At 41.7% G+C, this 20,059-nt stretch carries 17 protein-coding genes; 16 read left to right on the forward strand and 1 reads right to left on the reverse strand.

The window, feature by feature from the left end:
* Nucleotides 1-45 precede the first annotated feature (45 nt).
* The gene (locus tag BLR08_RS00830) at nucleotides 46-1,605 is read right to left on the reverse strand and encodes an ATP-binding protein (RefSeq protein ID WP_072330058.1); all 1,560 of its coding nucleotides are present in this window, start codon (nucleotides 1,603-1,605) and stop codon (nucleotides 46-48) included.
* Nucleotides 1,606-1,869: 264 nt separating this feature from the next.
* On the opposite strand from BLR08_RS00830, the gene BLR08_RS00835 reads away from it, so the two are divergent.
* From BLR08_RS00835 to BLR08_RS00910, 16 genes are all read left to right on the forward strand, one after another.
* Entirely contained in the window at nucleotides 1,870-2,634 is a 765-nt protein-coding gene (locus BLR08_RS00835) for a tyrosine-protein phosphatase (RefSeq protein ID WP_072330060.1), read from the forward strand.
* A 276-nt stretch (nucleotides 2,635-2,910) separates the two neighbouring features.
* On the forward strand, nucleotides 2,911-5,322 hold the full coding sequence (locus BLR08_RS00840; protein WP_072330062.1) for an S-layer homology domain-containing protein: 2,412 nt from the start codon (nucleotides 2,911-2,913) through the stop codon (nucleotides 5,320-5,322).
* Nucleotides 5,323-5,465: 143 nt separating this feature from the next.
* Nucleotides 5,466-6,230: a YveK family protein gene (locus BLR08_RS00845; protein WP_072330063.1), complete on the forward strand. Its 765-nt coding sequence runs from the start codon at nucleotides 5,466-5,468 to the stop codon at nucleotides 6,228-6,230.
* Nucleotides 6,211-6,912: a CpsD/CapB family tyrosine-protein kinase gene (locus BLR08_RS00850; RefSeq protein ID WP_072330065.1), complete on the forward strand. Its 702-nt coding sequence runs from the start codon at nucleotides 6,211-6,213 to the stop codon at nucleotides 6,910-6,912. The genes BLR08_RS00845 and BLR08_RS00850 overlap by 20 nt, the downstream gene beginning before the upstream one ends.
* Before the next feature lie 26 nt (nucleotides 6,913-6,938).
* Complete coding sequence (locus tag BLR08_RS00855) at nucleotides 6,939-8,762, forward strand: polysaccharide biosynthesis protein (protein WP_072330067.1); 1,824 nt, start codon at nucleotides 6,939-6,941, stop codon at nucleotides 8,760-8,762.
* Nucleotides 8,763-8,882: 120 nt separating this feature from the next.
* Nucleotides 8,883-9,998: a DegT/DnrJ/EryC1/StrS family aminotransferase gene (locus BLR08_RS00860; RefSeq protein WP_072330069.1), complete on the forward strand. Its 1,116-nt coding sequence runs from the start codon at nucleotides 8,883-8,885 to the stop codon at nucleotides 9,996-9,998.
* The gene (locus BLR08_RS00865; protein ID WP_072330339.1) at nucleotides 9,998-10,642 is read left to right on the forward strand and encodes a sugar transferase; all 645 of its coding nucleotides are present in this window, start codon (nucleotides 9,998-10,000) and stop codon (nucleotides 10,640-10,642) included. The genes BLR08_RS00860 and BLR08_RS00865 overlap by 1 nt, the downstream gene beginning before the upstream one ends.
* Nucleotides 10,639-11,259, forward strand: a complete 621-nt coding sequence (locus BLR08_RS00870) for an acetyltransferase (RefSeq protein ID WP_072330071.1) — start codon at nucleotides 10,639-10,641, stop codon at nucleotides 11,257-11,259. The genes BLR08_RS00865 and BLR08_RS00870 overlap by 4 nt, the downstream gene beginning before the upstream one ends.
* 16 nt (nucleotides 11,260-11,275) lie before the next feature.
* Nucleotides 11,276-12,499: a glycosyltransferase family 4 protein gene (locus tag BLR08_RS00875; RefSeq protein ID WP_256257579.1), complete on the forward strand. Its 1,224-nt coding sequence runs from the start codon at nucleotides 11,276-11,278 to the stop codon at nucleotides 12,497-12,499.
* A gap of 16 nt (nucleotides 12,500-12,515) precedes the next feature.
* A complete protein-coding gene (locus tag BLR08_RS00880; RefSeq protein WP_072330073.1) occupies nucleotides 12,516-13,541 on the forward strand; it encodes a polysaccharide biosynthesis protein in 1,026 nt (341 codons plus the stop codon).
* Nucleotides 13,542-13,672: 131 nt separating this feature from the next.
* Entirely contained in the window at nucleotides 13,673-14,665 is a 993-nt protein-coding gene (locus BLR08_RS00885; protein ID WP_072330075.1) for a glycosyltransferase, read from the forward strand.
* A gap of 91 nt (nucleotides 14,666-14,756) precedes the next feature.
* The gene (locus BLR08_RS00890) at nucleotides 14,757-16,166 is read left to right on the forward strand and encodes an oligosaccharide flippase family protein (protein ID WP_072330077.1); all 1,410 of its coding nucleotides are present in this window, start codon (nucleotides 14,757-14,759) and stop codon (nucleotides 16,164-16,166) included.
* 4 nt (nucleotides 16,167-16,170) lie between these two features.
* Nucleotides 16,171-17,442, forward strand: a complete 1,272-nt coding sequence (locus tag BLR08_RS00895) for a glycosyltransferase (RefSeq protein WP_143014309.1) — start codon at nucleotides 16,171-16,173, stop codon at nucleotides 17,440-17,442.
* 30 nt (nucleotides 17,443-17,472) lie between these two features.
* Entirely contained in the window at nucleotides 17,473-18,291 is an 819-nt protein-coding gene (locus tag BLR08_RS00900; protein WP_072330081.1) for a LicD family protein, read from the forward strand.
* Nucleotides 18,292-18,693 (forward strand): glycerol-3-phosphate cytidylyltransferase, encoded by a 402-nt coding sequence (gene tagD, locus BLR08_RS00905; RefSeq protein WP_072330083.1) that lies wholly within the window; start codon nucleotides 18,292-18,294, stop codon nucleotides 18,691-18,693.
* A 97-nt stretch (nucleotides 18,694-18,790) separates the two neighbouring features.
* Nucleotides 18,791-20,059 (forward strand): hypothetical protein, encoded by a 1,269-nt coding sequence (locus tag BLR08_RS00910; protein ID WP_072330085.1) that lies wholly within the window; start codon nucleotides 18,791-18,793, stop codon nucleotides 20,057-20,059.

The following is a 20,059-nucleotide window of genomic DNA, read 5'->3' on the forward strand; positions in this document are numbered from 1 at the left end:
ATCAAGCGGCTCAGCAGGCTTCATTTTCTTGTGCGCAGTTATTATTCATAAGTCAGGAAAGGGGGGCGCTTCCGGCGGTTTGACGGCCGGCATATAGATTTCAACGGTCGTGCCTTGGCCGAGCTTGCTGCGGATCTTCATCTCGCCGCCATGATTCTCGATGATCTTGAACGTAACCATCAGTCCGAGCCCGGTTCCCTTCTCCTTGGTCGTATAGAACGGCTCTCCGAGCCGTGAGATGCGGTCATCCGGAATACCGCAGCCCTGATCTGTAAAACGCATCAGCACCCGTCCGTCGGCATTCAGCTTGAACTCGGCCTTGATCGTGCCTCCGTCCTTCATCGAGTCCACGGAGTTGTTCAAAATATTGATGAACACCTGCTTAATCTGATTCTCATCGCAATTGATCATAGGAAGATCGGGATCGGCCAGCGTGTCGATATGAACATTATGGATAATAGCCTGCGAGCCAGTCAGCAAAATCGTATTTTGCAGGATGGCCACAGGGTCCCTCGGCTGAAACAGCACCGCTTGCGGTTTCGCAATGACCAGAAACTCGCTGACGATGAAGTTGATGCGCTCCAGCTCTTCGAGCATAATGTTGAAATAGTGATCGAAGCCGTCCACCCGCGACTGCATCAGCTGAACAAAGCCTTTGAGCGAGGTCAGCGGATTGCGGATCTCGTGAGCGACGCCGGCGGCCATCTGCCCGACGACGGACAGCTTCTCGGAGCGCAGCAGCATCTCCTCGGCCCGCTTGCGCTCGCTGATGTCCTGCCCGATCATAAACACCCCGGCGATCTGCTTGCCAACGAAGATCGGGAAGCTGTGCATGCTCAGCTCAATCCGGTGGCCGTCCTTGCGCCGGAAAGCGATCTCATAATGGGAAGGCGTACCGCCCAAGGTGAGCAGGAAGTTGGTTGACCACACGGTATAGTGCTCCGGAAAAAGCAGCGCATCGATCGTTTTATTCAGCAGCTCCTGCTCGGTGTATCCGGTAGCGGCGTACATGACCGGATTGATGCTCGTAATCTGCCCGTTCAGGTTGAACGAGCAGATCGGGTCCGGGTTATGCTCGAACAAGGACTTGTAGCGAAGCTCGCTTTCCTCCAGCAAAATCTCCGCCTTGCGCTTCTCATACAGCGCTTTGATCATGGCGTACGAGCGGGCGAACCGATGATCCTCCTCCTGAGCCAGGATCGTCTCGAAGATATCGTCCTCTTCCTCCGGAATACCGTGGTCCAGATCTTTCATTTTACGCAAAAGACTGATCACGTTCGTGATATGCTCGCTGTGAATCCATGCCGCCGAAGCGGTTTTGTAGGGCGAGGCAGGCGTGGGCTGCAGCTTGACCGTGCCTTTGCGGGATTCGTATTCGGTCACATGGTTCATATTGACCACATTCATCTGATCAATGAGCCGGAAGCCCTCCTCGAACAGCCATTCCTCGAACGCCTCCAGCGAAGCCGCCCAGTAAAATTTATCGTTTACGGTATGAATGATATATTCCTTATCGCGGATGCACTCGATCTTGACCACTTCATCCGAGGGAATGATAAAAATATCGGAACTCTTCTTATCGCGAGTCACTGGTATTTTTTGCATAAAATGAAATCACCTGCCTGTCACAATTCGATTCATTATATCATGGAAGCTTTCCGTATCCTAGCAAAAAAGCTGCGAGAATCTCGCCAGATTATCTCATTATAGCGCTTGTCAAAATATGAAGTAAATAATCATTGCAGAACGGGGAAAAACAATGCTTTAGTGGAAAAGTTCACATAATCTGGTCATGACAAATGGCGTTATTTTCATTATAATTTAGTAAAGCAAGGATAATAGAGTTCAGGAAGATAAGGAGATTGCATCTTGATCGACATACATACCCATATCCTTCCGGGGATTGATGACGGTGCCGCGAGCGAAGAGCAGGCGGTTCGTATGGCCCAGGCCGCCGAGCAGGAAGGCATCCGGACGCTGATCGCCACTCCACACCACGCCAATGGCAAATATTCGAATCCGGGACTGCATATCCGGCAGGATGTGGAGACGCTGATCCGGCTGTTCTCCGCCCGCGGCGTGTCTGTAGACGTACTGCCCGGCCAGGAGATTCGCATTCACCGCGAGCTGCTGGAGGAGCTGCAGGAGGGAGTAGCGATCGGGCTTCATGACACGCCCTATTTGCTGCTGGAGCTGCCTTCCTCGGACGTGCCTGCTTATACGGAAGAGATGATCCATGAATTGCGCATTCTCGGTCACACGCCCATCATCGCACATCCGGAGCGCAATGCCGTACTGGCCGCCGATTCGGACAGACTGTCGCGGCTGATCGAAGCCGGGGCGCTGTCGCAGCTGACCTCGCACTCCGTCAACGGCGCCTATGGCCGCAAGCTGCAGAAGCTGTGCCTGGAGTGGTGCGGGCAAGGGTTGGCCCAGTTCATTTCCTCGGACGCGCATAATCTGGAGCACCGGGCATTCGGACTCAAGCAGGCCTACTCGCTGATCGCTCAAGAATGCGGAGGAACGCTGAGCGCTTATTTGAGCGATAATGCTCACAGGCTCCTGCAGCATGAGGAGATCAAGTTCCTGACGATGCCCCAGGCTGGCCGCAAGCGTTGGTGGAAGATTTGGTAGTTCTCTTTTAAAGGTGAAATTATGGATATACCTGGAAAAATAAAAAAACCTTTATATTCTTTGAAATCCAGTTTATTGAATTGACCATTTCTTGATAATCATGTAACATTTCACTTTGTACGCGATTGGCTTATATCAATCTTGTAATCTGCCGATAAAGATGTAGAAGAGACGCTTCTCCTGTTCGTTATATACTACAATCGCAGCGGGAGCCGGTGTCTTTTCTACTAAATTCTTTATACATAATATTGTTGGACGAGGAGAGGAATGTAAATAGTGAAGAAAAAAATAATCGCAACTACTGTAGCCGCCAGCTTGACTGTCGCATCCTTCGCGGGCCTGCCGCTTAGCCAGAAGGGTTTGTTCGAGAAAATCGGGTTCAGCAGCACGGCGCATGCCGCTACGCTGGATGATGTAGCGGGCAAGATTCAGACGTTGAAGAGCTTTTTGTGGGAAGAGGGCGAGTTGGCTTCGATTGAGACAGCTAACACAGCGCTTAAGGGACTGACGGACACTTCGTTGATTCAGCCGCTGATTCAAGACATCGACACTACTACTTATCCGATTGACGCCGAAGGCGTATTGGATCTTTTTACTGAGCTTACCCCGTTCTTTGATACGAACAGCACTAATATGAAAGAGTACCTGAATAAACCGTTTGTCCGGGGCATTCTTCATCAGCTGGAGGCGGCCTCGGGCGTGGATCTCAAGGAAGGCGAAGTCACGACGGACGATGTGATCAACTATGCGTCGAAGTTCCAGTCCGAAGTATTCAAACAGCTCGAGAGCGCCGGTTTGGAAAGCTTGGGCAAGTTGGCTCTTAATGACAGGGACGAGCTAAAAAAACTTATCAAACAAGCTGCAGACGTAGTGATGAGCGATACGACCAATTCCTTTAATCAAATCTTGCAAGGACTTAGCATCACCTCCACGGATATCGCTGAGACTAGCGTGAACTTCGTGACTGCCGCCGACCCTGATCATAAAGCTACTTATAACCTTGGCGTAGCGGCGCTTCGTTACAAAATCAACCAAACGTATAAGGTTATTGAGAACTCCAGCAGCAGCGGTACTTATAAAGCGCAATTCAACATTGCCGGCATTAAGTTCCCTGCAGCCTTGTTGAAAGTCAGCTTCGAGCCGGCTAACGGCAATGTCTCGATAAGCTATGACGGTGCCACGGGCACTATCTCGGCTAGCAGTTCTTCTGCGGGCAGCTCGATTGGCGGACAAGTGACAGGACGCATTAACCTGCCGGGTAATGCGCTCCACGACAAGCTGATTATTAAGCAATCCATTACCCTTTCCAAGGATGAAGATAAGCCTTCCAGTGGCGGAGGCGGCGGTGGTGGCGGCTTCTCCAGCACTACTGATCCAGCTGTTGACGCTGTAAGCAAAGAGCTCGACAATGCGGCAGCCGAGATCGCCAAGCTCGAAGGCACTGCCAAGCAGGAGTATCTGGATAAGCTGGTCGAGAAAGCTTCCGAAGCGCTGGCCAAAGCAGCCACGCTCGACCTCGCTAATAAAATGACTGTCACGGACGGCAAGGCTGAGCTGAAGATTGACGCGGCTGATCTGGCCAAGCAAATCCAAAATGTCCTTGACCAAGCAAAGCTGCTCGGCGACAAGCTGGACAAGCTTGGCGTAAAGACAGACCTGGCAGCCAAGCTGGAGCTTAAGCTGAACCTGGGAACGGTCAATGCCGCTTCCATCGCCGTACCGCTGCCGAAGGCTGTTCTGTCCGCCGCACAAACCGGCAAAATCGACAGCATCGCCATTCAAGTGAACGGCGTTGGCGTTGCGCTTGATCCTGATGCATTCAAGGGCGACACGAACCTGGCGATTCAAACGAAGGATGCGTCCGCAGCCAAGGAGGCAACAGATCTTCCGGTCGCTTCCAAGGTTTATGAGTTCACCATCACCGTGGACGGCAAGAACGTATCCACGTTCTCCGAGCCGATCGTGCTGAGCCTGCCGGTTGGCGACGTATCCAAATTCGACGCCGAGAAGCTGACGCTCGCCAAGATTATTGGCGACAAGCTGGAGTTCTACGGCGGTAAGTATGATGCCGGGTCCAAACAGCTCTCGCAGCAACGCAGCTCGTTCTCGTCCTATACGGTTGTAGAGAACAATGTCAAGTTCGACGATACGGCTTCCGTGCAAGCATGGGCTGGCCGTCAGATCGAGGTTGCTGCTGCCAAGGGTATCGTAGAAGGCCGCGCAGACAAGCAATTCGTACCGAACGAAACCGTGACCCGCGCCGAATTTGCGAAAATGATCGTCAATACCTTCGGCCTGCAGGCGCCGAACGCCAGCGAAAGCTTCGATGATGTCGATGCTTCCGACTGGTTCCAGCCTTATGTGGCGTCCGCTGTGAAGCACGGTCTGGTCAACGGCCGCTCCGAAGGCAAGTTTGAGCCGAACGGCAAGATCACTCGTGCCGAGATGGCTACGATTGCGGCACGTGCGCTGACCTCCGTCAAGGAACTGGCTGCCGTTAAGGACACCGATGCAGCGCTGAAGGGCTTCGTAGACAGCGCGGATATCAATGATTCGCTCAAAGCCGGAGTTGCTTTGTCCGCTTCCGCCGGCATCGTCGTCGGCGAAGAAGGCGACAAGTTTAACCCGAACGACAACTCTACCCGCGCGCAAGCTGCGGTTGTTATCTACCGTTTGTTGAACAAGTAATCAAGCTTACAGTTGGATACCTCCTCTCCTCGTGAGGGGAGGTATCACCTTTGGCGATATCCGCGAAATTTGCGGAATGAACTCGAAGATTATTAGGTCACAAGCATGTTCATAAGTTGTTTTTCTAGGAATGGGGGTACATCATGGAACTCGATTTAAAGGATTATATCAAGATCATTCGCAAGCGGATCTGGCTAATCCTTGCTTTTGTATTACTGTGCACACTTTCAACAGGTATTGTCAGCTATTTCTTCATGGAGCCGGTCTATGAGGCTTCTACGAAGCTTATCGTGAACAAGTCAAGCGAACAGCAAGGCCTGCAGCAGGTAGACATCAACTCCGTTAATTTGAATATCCGATTGATCGATACGTACAAAGAGGTCATCAAAACGCCACGGATCATGGACAAAGTTGCCAAGGATTACCCGCAATTTAACCTCAATTCGGATCAACTGATCAAGAAAGTTCGAGTTAGCTCTGTCAACAACACCCAGGTCATGACACTTATCGTACAAGACAACTCTTACAATAAAGCAGCGGATATCGTAAATGCGGTGTCCAAGGTATTCCAGGATCAGATACCATCCATTATGAAGGTAGATAATGTATCACTTCTGAACGAAGCGACTTATCTGGAAAATCCGACTCCCGTGAAGCCCAACCCGAAGCTCAATATTGCGATTAGCCTCGTCGTTTCCTTGATGATTGCCATCGGTCTGGCCTTCCTGATGGAATATCTCGACGACTCGATCAAGACAGAAGAGGATATCAAGCAATATTTGGATCTCCCTACCGTCGCGATGATTGCCAAGATCAAGGACGAAGATTTGCTGGGAACCAAATCAACCGCCTCTTCACATAAATCCGGACAAGTAGGTGAATTGACCCGTGCAACCATCCACAAATAACCGCCGGCCGATCATCACACACGAAAATCCGAAGTCTCCGATCTCCGAAGCCTACCGTACCCTGCGGACGAACATTCAGTTCTCCGCTATTGATGAGGAGCTGCGGGTGATCATGGTCACGTCGGCAGGTCCGGGTGAAGGGAAATCGACCACCTTGACCAACCTGGCCGTAGCCTATGCTCAGACGGATATGAAGGTCGTCGTCATCGATGCCGATCTGCGCAAGCCGACCATGCACCATACGTTCTCTGTGACGAACCGCTGGGGACTAACGTCCATCCTGGCCGGTCAGGCAAAGCTCGGTGACGTGGTCCAACATACCTATGTGGATAATTTGTCACTGATCACATCCGGACCGATCCCTCCGAACCCTTCGGAGATGCTTGCTTCCAAGCGGATGACGGCGCTGCTCGATGAGCTGAAAGGCATCTACGATATTATTCTTATCGATGCTCCGCCTACCTTGGCCGTAACGGATTCCCAGATCGTGGCGACCAAGTGCGACGGTGTCATCCTCGTCGTCGATTCAGGCAAGGTCAAGCGAGACATGGCGATCAAGGCGAAGGCCAACCTGGATCATGTCAAAGCCCGTATCCTGGGCGTCGTCTTGAACAACATGGACCGCAAAAATGCGGAATCGTATTATTACTACTACTACGGGACCACCGAGTCCCCCAAATAAGGGTTGCTAGATAACGGAGGATGGACATGAGTTACGAGAAACGACATTCGCTGCTGGTTGTACTGGACATGGCGATCGTTTGGTTCAGCATTTTAACCGCATATGTACTTCGTTTTGACGGAAGCATCCCATCCTCCTTCATCCGGCAAGCACTCATCTATGGGGCTGTATCCTGTGTCATCTGCTTTCTTACGATGCGATACTTCAAGCTGTACAATCGGGTATGGCAATACGCCAGTATCGGAGAGATTCTGGCGATCTTCAAGTCGGTGACCGTGGGCGTCCTGCTCTCGTTTACCGTTACATACGCTATTACTTTAGAGAGAGTGCCTTTGTCCATCCTGCTGCGGCATTATGAGACCCTGCTGCTTTTTGTCGGAGGCTCAAGATTTGTCTGGCGTATCGTGCGGGATAAATTTCTGATCAAGAAGCCTGCGAGGCAGAAAAGCGCCCTGATCTTCGGTGCAGGGGATTGCGGCGCGCTGATCGCCAAGGAGATGCTCAGTCAGTTGGATGCGGATCTGTATCCGGTGGCCTTCATCGATGACGACCGCTTGAAGCATAAGCAGCGCATTCATGATCTGCCTGTCCTGGGCTCGCGGAAACAACTGGCAACCATAGTAAGTTCGATGCATATTGACGAGATTATTATCGCGATCCCGTCCCTGTCCAAGAAGGCAATCGCCGAGATCATCGAGGTTTGCAAAGGGACAAAAGCCAAGCTGAGAATCATCCCCAATCTCAATGATCTGATCAACGGGAAAGTAACCGTCAGGCAGATTCGCGACGTTGAGGTCGAAGATTTGCTCGGACGCGATCCTATCAAGGTTGACCTGGAGGGTATCGCCAATTACGTAGAAAATAAAACGGTGCTCGTCACAGGGGCCGGAGGCTCCATAGGCTCGGAGCTATGTCGGCAAATCGCTCCTTTCCAGCCAAGCCGTCTGATACTGCTCGGCCATGGCGAGAACAGCATCTACAATATCGAGATGGAGATGCGCAGGAAATATCCTCTAGTTCCGATCGAGACCGTTATTGCCGATATACAAGATAGAGAGAGAATCGATGAAGTATTCCAGATGTACCGGCCTGAGGTCGTCTTCCACGCAGCTGCCCATAAGCATGTGCCGCTGATGGAGCGCAACCCGGCCGAGGCGATCAAGAACAACGTGTTCGGTACGAAGAACGTCGCCGAAGCCGCCGACCGCTATGGCAGCGAGCGCTTCGTCCTCATCTCGACCGACAAAGCCGTCAACCCGACCAGCATCATGGGTACAACGAAACGCATCGCCGAGATGATCGTCCAGTCGCTGGGTCGCACAAGCAAGACCAAGTTCGTCGCCGTTCGTTTCGGCAACGTCCTCGGCAGCCGCGGCAGCGTCATCCCGCATTTCAAACGCCAGATCGCGCTCGGCGGTCCGGTCACCGTCACTCATCCGGACATGATCCGCTACTTCATGACCATACCGGAGGCGGTGCAGCTCGTCATCCAGGCAGGCGCCTTCGCCAAGGGCGGAGAGATCTTCATCCTCGACATGGGCGAGCCGGTGCGGATCGTTCAGCTCGCCGAGGACCTGATCCGGTTGTCCGGCTTCGTGCCGTATGAAGACATCGACATCGAATTCAGCGGCATCCGGCCCGGCGAGAAGCTGTATGAGGAGCTGCTGACGGATGAAGAGGGAATCGGTTCGACGACGCATGACCGGATATTTATCGGCAAGCCGACACTGGTCAATCAAGCGCAGTTCGAACTGGAGCTGAAGATGCTGGAGAAGAGCTTGAGCGGAGATCGTACGGAGATCCGGGAGAGCTTGAAGAGTATGGTGCCTACGTTTTTGAATGTGAGTTAGTATGCTGTCGCGCAGGATAAAGCTTCGGATAGAGTCTGTTCCGTTGGGGCATGGCGGATCGGAGGCTTTATTTGCTTAAGGAGAGCGTGGTTAATACATACGGGAGGAAGTTCTCAAGTCATGGGAAATCGAATATTTCTTTCATCGCCGCATATGAGCGATGAAGGGTATGAAATGCAATATGTCAAGGAAGCTTTCGATACGAACTGGATTGCCCCTCTTGGTGAGAATGTCAACCAGTTTGAGCAAGAGTTAGCGGACAAGGTCGGATCCAAAGCCGCAGCGGCATTGTCCTCAGGCACAGCTGCGATTCATCTGGCCCTCAAAGCAGCCGGAGTTGGGGAAGGGGATATTGTGTTCTGCCCGTCACTGACATTTTCGGCTACAGCCAATCCTATTATTTATCAGAATGCCATTCCTGTTTTTATAGATAGTGATTACGAGACTTGGAATATGTGTCCGCAGGCTCTCGAGAGGGCATTTGAAAAGTATCCGAATGTGAAGGCAGTAATTGTCGTACATCTTTACGGCTTATCGGCGCAGATGGGGGCCATCGTAGACCTCTGCCGGAAGCACAATGTCGTATTAATCGAAGATGCAGCTGAAAGTCTAGGTACTTATTATAAAGGTAAGCATACAGGGACATTTGGGGATTATGGGATATTTTCCTTTAATGGAAACAAGATCATAACAACCTCAGGCGGCGGGATGCTGGTATCGGATAATGTGGAAAGTATCGCCAAGGCCAGATTTTGGGCAACTCAGTCCAGAGATCAGGCCAGACATTATCAGCATAGCGAGTTAGGATTTAATTATCGGATGAGCAATGTAGTTGCCGGTATTGGAAGAGGACAGCTTAAAGTTCTCGATCAGAGAGTCGCAAAGAAACGATATATTTTTGAATTCTACAGAAGCGCGCTGTGTGAGCTGGATGGTATTGAATTTATGCCCAGCAATGATTGGGATGAGCCGAATTATTGGTTAAGCTCTATGATGCTAAACGGGAAGGTCAGACCGATAGATATTATGGAGGCTCTTGAGAAGGAAAATATCGAGTCCAGACCGATCTGGAAGCCCATGCACAAGCAGCCGTTTTTTGAAAAGTACGATTTTATCGGAACGAATGTAGCAGAGCAGCTGTTTGAGAATGGCGTTTGTCTGCCTTCTGATACGAAGATGACGGATGAGGAATTGGAGAGAGTTGTAGAGATTATCAGGAGATTGTGGTGGACATGATGGGGCATTTTAAGGGTGGTTTCTATCAAAAGTTTATGAAGCGGCCTATGGATGTCGTCCTATCTTTGGTGGCTATTATTGTTCTTTGTCCGTTGATTCTGCTGCTAGCGTTGTTAGTAAGGAACAAGTTAGGCAGTCCTGTATTTTTCAAACAACAAAGGCCGGGCCTGCATGAGAAGATTTTTATGATGTACAAATTTAGAACGATGACCGACGAGCGGGACGGTAACGGGGAGCTGCTGCCTGACGCTGTACGGCTGACCAGGTTCGGTAAATTCCTGCGCTCTACATCACTCGATGAACTCCCAGAGTTGTTTAATATTTTAAAGGGTGATATGTCGATTGTAGGGCCGCGGCCTTTGCTTGTGCAATACCTGACTCTATATAACGATCATCAGAAACGACGTCATGAGGTAAGGCCAGGATTATCCGGTCTCGCTCAGATCAGCGGCAGGAATGCTATTGGCTGGGAAGACAAGTTTGATCTGGATGTACAGTATATAGACAATATAAGCTTCATTGAAGATTGGAAGATTATTTTTCTGACGATAAAGAAAGTGTTTGTTAGAGAAGGTATACATTCGGAGACGGCTGTTACGATGGAGCCTTTTAAAGGAACGTCAAGGGAAAGAGTAAACATATGAGAGAACAATTACTCATAATTGGCGCCGGAGGGCACGGAAGAGTTATTGCTGACATTGCGTTGAAAATGAATACTTGGAAAACTATTGCTTTTCTCGACAATGATAAGCTTATCCAATCATCAATGGGGTTAGAGGTTGTCGGTAAATCGGACGATATGCTTGCATTTATTGACGATTGGGACATCTTCGTTGGTATTGGTAATAATGCGTTGAGAGAAAGGATCCAATCAAAGCTAGAGGTTGCGGGAGCACATATAACAACTTTAATTCATCCTAGGGCCGTTATAGGTGAGCAGGTTGAATTGGGCGTGGGAACTGCAGTAATGGCTGGTGTCGTGATTAACTGCTGCACCAAGGTTGGAAAAGGCTGCATTATTAATACTGGAGCTACGATAGACCATGACAGTTTAATTGAAAATTACGTTCATGTATCGCCGGGGGTTCATATGGCTGGGACTGTGAACATTGGTGCTGGAGCTTGGTTAGGCATTGGAAGCATTGTGAGTAATAACGTAAATATCACGAGTAATTGCATAATTGGTGCCGGTGCTGTGGTGGTAAGGGATATTGTTGACGCTGGGACTTATATGGGTGTTCCGGCTAGGAGAGTTTATTAATTTTTGGAGACCAATAATGATGAACATATTGTTTATATCCTTATTAGATTTTGATAGTTTAGATGAACGAAATATATATACAGATTTACTTAGAACTTTTTTAAAACACGGTCACTATGTATGTGTTGTATCTCCTGTTGAAAGACGTAAGCATAAAAGGGCACTTCAGCTAGAAAGCGAAAATTTACTTATTTTGAAGCCGAAAATCGGAAATACGCAAAAGACTAATTTAATTGAGAAAGGTATATCTATTCTAAGGTTAGAGTCGAGATTGAAGCAAAGCATTAAAAAGTTCACAACACATATAAAATTCGATTTGATTATATACACTACCCCGCCGATCACGTTTTACAAGGCGGTTAAATATGTGAAGAAAAGAGATAATGCCAAAACTTATTTGCTTTTAAAAGATATTTTTCCTCAAAATGCTGTAGACTTAGGTATTCTTAGTAAAAAAGGGTTAAAGGGAGTTGTATACAAGCATTTTAGACATAAGGAAAAAAGGTTATATAGAGTATCCGATTATATTGGATGTTTATCTCCAGCAAATATTAGATTTTTATTAAGGCACAATCAGGAAAATGTCTCAAAATCTATTGAGGTTTGTCCAAACAGTATTGAACCTCAGTATATTGTGCCAAGAGACAAAGGATTACTAAAGAGGCAATTTGATATACCTGAAGAAAGTACAGCATTTATTTATGGTGGCAATTTAGGTAAACCTCAAAATATTGATTTTATTATTTTATGTTTGAAGAAAAATATTAATATGGATGATCGTTATTTTATTATCTGTGGTACGGGGACAGACTATTACAAGTTGGAGGAGTTTTTCAGCAAAGAAAAGCCTAGAAATATGAGATTAATAAATGGTTTACCTAAAGAGAAGTATGACGAGTTGGTATCATCTTGCGATGTGGGCTTAATATTTTTAGATTGTCGATTTACAATACCCAATTTTCCTTCTCGATTGCTTTCTTATATGGATTATTCTATGCCTACACTTGCCTGTACAGATATTAATACTGATTTAGGGGAAATAATGGAAAAGGGGAGTTTTGGATGGTGGTGTGAAAGCAATGATGAAGAAATGTTTCTTGAAAAAATAAACTATATTTGTGAACATAAAAATGAGATAGAAAAATTCGGGTTAAATGCTCGGGAGTATCTCGAAAAAAACTATACTTCGGAACGAAGTTATCAAATCATAATGAAACATTTTACGAACAGCGTTTTATAAGATGGGGGTAGTTGAAATGTTTAAAGATAAAATTTTATTAATAACAGGTGGGACAGGTTCGTTCGGAAACGCTGTGATGAAACGTTTTTTAGATACAGAGGTAAAGGAAATACGTATATTCTCTAGAGATGAGAAGAAGCAAGATGATATGAGAAAGTTATACAAGAATGATAAACTTAAATTTTATATTGGTGATGTTCGTGATTTAGCAAGTGTTAAAGATGCAATATATGGGGTAGATTATATTTTTCATGCAGCGGCTCTTAAACAAGTACCGTCATGTGAGTTTTTTCCATTAGAAGCTGTAAAAACTAATGTTATGGGAACTGATAATGTTATTACCGCTGCTATTGAAATGGGAGTAAAGAAAGTCATTTGTCTTTCTACCGATAAGGCTGCATATCCTATTAACGCGATGGGAATCTCCAAAGCTATGATGGAAAAAGTGTTTGTGGCAAAATCAAAAACTGTAAATCCTGAAAGAACACTAATTTGCGGTACCAGATATGGGAATGTAATGGCTTCTAGGGGATCGGTTATTCCGTTGTTCATAGAGCAAATCAAAAATGGACAGGAACTAACTGTTACCGATCCAAAGATGACGAGATTCTTAATGAGTCTTGAAGATGCAGTAGAACTTGTGGTATTTGCTTTTCAAAATGCAGCTGCGGGAGATATCATGGTTCAAAAAGCACCTGCCTCAACAATTGCTGATTTAGCTCAAGCACTTAAAGAGCTATTTAATGTTAATAATGATATAAAAGTTATTGGTACAAGGCACGGAGAGAAGTTATACGAGACTCTTCTTACAAAAGAAGAGTATGTAGTAGCTCATGACTTTGGGGAGTATTATAGAGTCCCTGCTGATACTAGGGATCTAAATTATGACAAATATTTCATTGAAGGAAACGATCAACTACAAAAAATTGATGATTATAACTCACATAATACAAGCCGCCTAGATATTCAAGGAATAAAAAATAAATTACTTAAACTTAACTATATTCAAGAGGAACTGAAGAATTGGAGGTTAAGTAGATGAAAATTCGTGTATTCGGTTCAACTGGTATGGCGGGGGATCTAATTTCTAGATACTGGATGAATAAGGTTACATTCTTTTAAGATTATTCAAAATTATATGGGGATTGTGAATAGAATGGTATGGAAAAAGGTATGAATATTATGGTATTTGATGTGCCTGCTGAAAGTGGTGGAGCCCTTTCGGTCTTAATTGATTTTTACAATGATTACAAAAACGATAAAAACAACAAGTATATTTTTATAGTAAGTAAACCATTATTAACAGATTTCCCTAATATTAAAGTATTACGTTTTCCATGGATTAAGAAAAGTTGGCTGCATCGCCTGTATTTCGATATGTTTATTGCTCCAAAACTAGTAAAAAAGTATGAAGTAGATGAGATTTTGTCACTTCAAAATATTATTATCCCATTCGTAAAGATTCGGCAAATTGTATATGTTCACAATTCTCTCCCTTTTGTGGAATATAGATTTTCGATATTTAATGATAGGTTACTTTGGTTATATCAAAATTTATTGAGTAAAGGTATCTATCGATCGATAAAACGAGCGGATAAGGTAATCGTTCAGACGGAATGGATGAAAGAAGCGTGCGTGGAAAAATTATATATTGATAAGGAGAAAATTGAAGTAAAACCACCAAAAATCGAAATTGAGGTTAAAAGGCCCTATAAGAGGACAAATGAAAGCTTAAAAACTTTTTTCTATCCTGCTAGTGGCTTGCCGTTTAAAAATCATAAGCTAATTATTGATGCTTGCTTGAAATTGAAAGAGGAAGGTTTAATTGATTATGATATTGTATTTACGTTAAATGGAAATGAAAACAAAAACATTGCAAGTTTATATAGAATTGTGAAAGAAAATAAGTTACCAGTAACTTTTATGGGAAAATTATCGAGGGAAAAAGTGTTTGAATATTACTCAAAATCTTCGTTAATTTTTCCTTCATATATTGAAACAGTTGGCTTGCCATTAATCGAAGCGAAAATGCATGGGACTCCTATTTTAGCTTCTAATTGCAATTTTTCACATGAAGTGTTGTTCGATTACACACAAAAAAAATTTTTCAATCCATTTGATTCAAGTGAGTTGTTTAAATTATTGAAAGTTCAGTTATTCAGTTGAGGCAGTGAAACCACAGCATGTTGTTCAATTTGCACAACTTTCCGAAGGAAGCATGTTATCAAAAAATTGATATAAGAGATGAAAAGTAAAAATGTCTAAAGACCAAATTATTAAATCAGGATTAAGAAATATAGTGATAGTGGTTTTCGCACAAGCAACGAGTCTTGTATTAGGAATTATCAAGATTCTCTGTTTGCCTTTAATGCTTGGAATTACAAATAATGGTTACTGGCAAATTTATTTATTGTATCTATCGTATGCTGGCATTTTTGCGTTAGGTGTTAATGATGGAATATATCTACGTTATGGAAAGTATAACTATGAGGATTTGCCTAAGAAATTATTTCGATCAAGTATTAAAATTTTTTTAATACTCCAACTGTTGATTGCTATAATTGTTTCCTTATTTGTTTTACTCGAGACAGATGTAGAGAAGCAAAAAGCGATGATGTGGGCTTCGATTAATATTCCAATTGTAGGACTATCAGGCATCTTACTTTACACTTTGCAAGCTACTAATCAACTGAAGAAATACAGTTTTTACAATATTCTAGATAAATTTATAGTTCTTTTGTCATTATCGGTTATATATTTTTTTTCGATAGACCAGTATACTGTTATAATTATTGCTGATACATTCTCTAAAATTATAGTCTTATTATTGATGGGCTACTCGTGTAAGGATGTATTATTTGGAGAAGGTAGTCGGTTTAAATTAGCGTACACTGAATTAGTTGAGAATATAAGTGTCGGAATAAAATTATTGTTTGCAAATTTAACAGGAATGCTCGTACTAGGATTTGGACGATTCATTGTAGAGCGATTTGAGAGTGTGGAGGCTTATGGAAGTTATTCAGTAGCATTATCTACAATAAATTTGCTAGTTATATTTATCTCAGCGATCGGTCTAGTCATATACCCGACTTTAAATAGATTAGACAAGACTATGTATTCGAAGTATTTCGTGGATTTGAATAAACTGATTAATATTATGGCATTTGGGGTGTTGATACTTTACTTTCCCCTATATATTTTTATTAGTAGAATGATGAAGGAATACGTACTAATTTTTGACTATTTACCTATAGTCTTTGCTATAGTATTTATCCAATTTAAAATGCAGATTTTAATTAATCCATATTACAAGTTACTTCGCAAAGAAAAAGCAATGCTTAATGCAAATATTGTTGGTCTACTTTTCGCAGTTTTCCTAATCACACCACTATATTACATGAGCAAGTCAGTTTTAATGGTTGCTGTGGGAACCTTATTAGCAATGACAATAAGGCTCTACTTATCTGAGTTATACATTGCCAAAATTCTTAAAATAAATAAATCCAATATTTTGTTGGAATTATTGGGGATTGTAATTTTTATTTTGTTTTCATATCAATCAAATATTCTATTTGGTTTTCTTGGCTATTTGATTGTTTTTGGTGTTTTTTTTATCTGTCATATAAAGATTATCAATAGATATTTAACAAAATTTTACAGGGCGTGAGGGTGTGCATATAGTATTTATTGTAGGAAGTTATTATCCGTATTATTCTGCTGTGGGGAAATGTGTGGGGAATGTCGCTGCTGAATTGGAGAAGAACAATAAAGTTACAGTTATTTGTAAAAAAAAATTTACGGAGCAAATAAATATAGAATATTTCCATAACCAACGGATTATTAGAGTAGAGACGTGGGAAGATAAATTTAGAAATAAACTTAATATAGGGATACATTCTAAAAGAAGGATATATAAGCAGATTTGTAAGTTTACCTTAAATGTATATAGAATTTCAAAAGTAATAAAAACTATATTTTCTAAGGTTTCTATTAATAAGGAATTAATAAATTCATATGTAGATGCACTTAATAAAATAGAAGAACCAGTTGATGTAATTATTCCGGCTAGTATGCCCTTTGAAAGTGTGGTAGCGGCATCAAAATTTGTAAATCAGCCCCACAATAAGTCTATATTGATTCCGTATTTATTTGATCAGTTTACTGGTAGTGATACTTTACACAGATATTATATAAATAAATTGTTTAAAAGAAAATGGCACTTAGATTTGGAAAAATTTGTATTTTCAAATTCTTTTAGTATTTTAGCAATGCATTCATTAAATAAACATTTTTTTAATAATCTTTCAGAATTTAAAAATATAAACTTTATTGAACATCCACTTATCTTAGAAAATATATATTCAAATAAAATAAGCAATGATGATAATGAAATTACTATTTCTTACATTGGTGGCCTATACAAAAATTATGTTACACCTCATTATTTACTAGAACTTTTCCGAAACTGCAATTTAGAAAAAGCAAAATTGCACTTTTATATTGTAGGAAATTGTGATGAGATTGTTAATAAGTATTGTTGTAATTTTCCTGAAAAAATTATAAACCATGGAAGTGTCGATAAAGAAATCGTTGATAGAGAGGTTGCACGCAGTAGTATATTAATCAGTATTGCTGAAAAAAAAGGGATCCAAATGTCCAGCAAAATTTTCGAGTACATGTCTGCAGGGAAGCCTATTATTCATTTTTATACTGTAGATGAAGATGTAAATCTAAAAATACTAAAAAAATATTCATTGGCTTTATGTTTAAAACAAGAGCTTGGTAACTTGGAACAAAACATTAAATTATTTGTAGAATTCTGCCAAAAACATTCAAGTTCTCGGATGTTGTATGAAGAGGTAGAGGAGTTATTTTATGATGCTACTCCTAAATTTACTGCAAAGTTGATTAATAAACTTATTGAACCAAATAAATTCAATTAAAGTTATTAATTTGAAAGTGGGCGTTAGGCAATGAATATAATGGAAAAAGTGCATAAAGTACAACTAGAAATGGCATTAGAAGTAAAAAGATTATGCCAAGAACATAATATAAAATATTTTATTATTGCCGGCACGTTGCTAGGAGCTGTTAGACACAAGGGATTTATTCCTTGGGATGATGATCTAGATATTGGAATGATTCGAGAAGATTATGAAAGATTTGTACACATAGCAAAGAAAGAAATGAAAAAAGAATATTTTTTACAAACTTGGGATACAGATGTTCATTTTGCATTACCTATTGCAAAATTAAGGAAGAAGGGGACTAAGTTTATTGAGCAGAACTCTTCTAAATCTAATTTACATAGCGGTATATATATAGATATTTTTCCTTTTGATAATGTTCCAATTAACAATTACAAGAAAAAAAATCAAAATTATAAAACTTATGTGTTAAAACGACTTATTATAACTAAGCAGGGTTACGAGGTATGGGATAAAAATGAGCATTTTAAAAAAATTATATACATGCTTATGAAAATATTAACAAAAACAATATCTCTAGATAAACTGAAAAGAATGCTTGGGGAAGAAATGACTAAATATAATTCTCATAAATCTGATTATGTAGTTACATTTGGTGGGGCCTATGGTTATTGGAAAGAAACGATAAATCGCATTTGGGTGGATTGTTTAACCACTATAAAATTTGAAGGGCATGAATTATCTTGTCCAGGAGAATACAGAGAGTATTTAACTTACTTCTATGGTGATTATATGACACCTCCTCCAGAAGATAAAAGAGGTAACCGTCATAAAATAATTCAAATTGAGTTGGGAGAGGATTAAATGAGAAAGGTGATTACTTACGGGACTTTTGACTTACTACACTATGGACATATAAATCTCTTAAAAAGAGCAAAGAACCACGGTGATTATTTAATAGTAGCACTATCAACGAATGAGTTTAATGAAATCAAAGGTAAAAGATGCTTTTTCTCTTATGAAGAAAGGAAAAAATTGGTCCAGTCAATTCGTTACGTAGACTTGGTCATACCCGAAGAAAGTTGGGATCAAAAAATTGATAATATCAAAGAGTTTAAAGTGGACGTCTTTGTTATGGGGAATGATTGGAGGGGAAAGTTTGATTTTTTAATGGAATATTGCGAGGTAGTTTATTTAGATAGAACACCAGAGATATCGACAACAAAAATAAAAGAAGAGTTAGCTGTAAATAATCGGAAGCATTAATTGGTAGAATGGAGTCATAGGTATAAGGATATATTTTAAATTAGTTGATTTTTAGATATTGAAACGAAATTTGTTAGGTAAAGGGAAGAGTATTATTGTGAGACTAATAAAAAATAATGGTGATAATTTAATAATAAACAAGAAGGTTGACCAGCCAGTAATCTACTTCTTTATACTTTTCATTACCTTTTGTTTTGCTATTTCTGGTAGTGTTGAATCCAGTAGAGTGGTTTATGTTTATCATATTAAAGCAAATGTTCTTTATGTTACGACTCTTATTTGTATTTTATTTGTTTTAGGTTCTTTTTTTAAACGACCATTATTTGATAAAATAACATTAGGTTTATTTTATGGCGCCATTCTAAGTCTCATACCTATTGTTTATGCTGAAATTACTAGTAGCTACTGGGGCAACTACTTCCCCTTGCTAATTTCCTTGACTTCGTACTATATTTGTATGAAGTCTACATTAGATTTTACTAATAAAATATTTAAAATAGTTTGTTTAATATCGGTGATAATTTCAATACAAGTTATTATGACAGAACTCCATTATTTTTCAAATCTTTCCTTTGGTAATTTCAGCAATATTGCAGTAAAAGGCTTTATGAATTTGCCAATCGGCTCTTCTAATTTAATTGCAGCATATTTGTTGCCTCTCTTAATTTTTATAATTACTTTCAAGCGAAATAGATTAACAATTATTATCTCTGGATTGATATTGTATGCGTTAGTCCTCTGCCGTTCCAAAAATGCATTGTCATTGGTGGTTCTGTTTCTATTTTTTATTGTAGTTAAAAAAATATATAAATTTGTTGTTAGTGATAAGTCAGTAGATCGAAAGACCAAGTTATATATTATTGTGTTTTTAACGGCAGTTCTTGGGTGTATTTTTATTTTTGTTTTACAATTTTTGGGTGTTATTGTTTCTGATCTGCAGTTTACTACTTATAACACAAGTTATACCAATCCATATTTAAGTTTTATAGATAAAATAACTTCTGGAAGATTATTAATACTTGAGAATGAATTATTAAGGTTTTCTCAACACATATTTTTAGGTAACGGATTTGGATATGTTTTAGGTCAATCAAAAAGTCATAATTGGATCATTGAACTCTTAGTGCAACGAGGAATAATTGGGTTTATTATTTATATATATTGTATTGTTAAAGTTTTTAAAAGAGGAATACAATTTTACAAACTGGATACTTTTATAAGGGCGGGTATTAATTTACTGTTTATAATCTTCATTCAAGGGCTATTTGAAGTTACGATATTTACTACTGGGATAGAGTTTTTAACTTGGAGCATATCTGGATTTATAATAGCACGATCTAGTTTTTTAGATAAATCTGGTGAATGA

Source organism: Paenibacillus sp. cl123 (assembly GCF_900101595.1).
Lineage (GTDB): Bacteria > Bacillota > Bacilli > Paenibacillales > NBRC-103111 > Paenibacillus_G.

What these genes read in the sequence shown, in the direction of transcription:
- BLR08_RS00830 (WP_072330058.1), bottom strand. Translation starts at nt 1,605, where the DNA reads ATGCAAAAAATACCAGTGACTCGCGATAAGAAGAGTTCCGATATTTTT.
- BLR08_RS00845 (WP_072330063.1), top strand. Translation starts at nt 5,466, where the DNA reads ATGGAACTCGATTTAAAGGATTATATCAAGATCATTCGCAAGCGGATC.
- BLR08_RS00855 (WP_072330067.1), top strand. Translation starts at nt 6,939, where the DNA reads ATGAGTTACGAGAAACGACATTCGCTGCTGGTTGTACTGGACATGGCG.
- BLR08_RS00860 (WP_072330069.1), top strand. Translation starts at nt 8,883, where the DNA reads ATGGGAAATCGAATATTTCTTTCATCGCCGCATATGAGCGATGAAGGG.
- BLR08_RS00865 (WP_072330339.1), top strand. Translation starts at nt 9,998, where the DNA reads ATGGGGCATTTTAAGGGTGGTTTCTATCAAAAGTTTATGAAGCGGCCT.
- BLR08_RS00870 (WP_072330071.1), top strand. Translation starts at nt 10,639, where the DNA reads ATGAGAGAACAATTACTCATAATTGGCGCCGGAGGGCACGGAAGAGTT.
- BLR08_RS00875 (WP_256257579.1), top strand. Translation starts at nt 11,276, where the DNA reads ATGATGAACATATTGTTTATATCCTTATTAGATTTTGATAGTTTAGAT.
- BLR08_RS00880 (WP_072330073.1), top strand. Translation starts at nt 12,516, where the DNA reads ATGTTTAAAGATAAAATTTTATTAATAACAGGTGGGACAGGTTCGTTC.
- BLR08_RS00885 (WP_072330075.1), top strand. Translation starts at nt 13,673, where the DNA reads ATGAATATTATGGTATTTGATGTGCCTGCTGAAAGTGGTGGAGCCCTT.
- BLR08_RS00890 (WP_072330077.1), top strand. Translation starts at nt 14,757, where the DNA reads ATGTCTAAAGACCAAATTATTAAATCAGGATTAAGAAATATAGTGATA.
- BLR08_RS00900 (WP_072330081.1), top strand. Translation starts at nt 17,473, where the DNA reads ATGAATATAATGGAAAAAGTGCATAAAGTACAACTAGAAATGGCATTA.
- tagD (WP_072330083.1), top strand. Translation starts at nt 18,292, where the DNA reads ATGAGAAAGGTGATTACTTACGGGACTTTTGACTTACTACACTATGGA.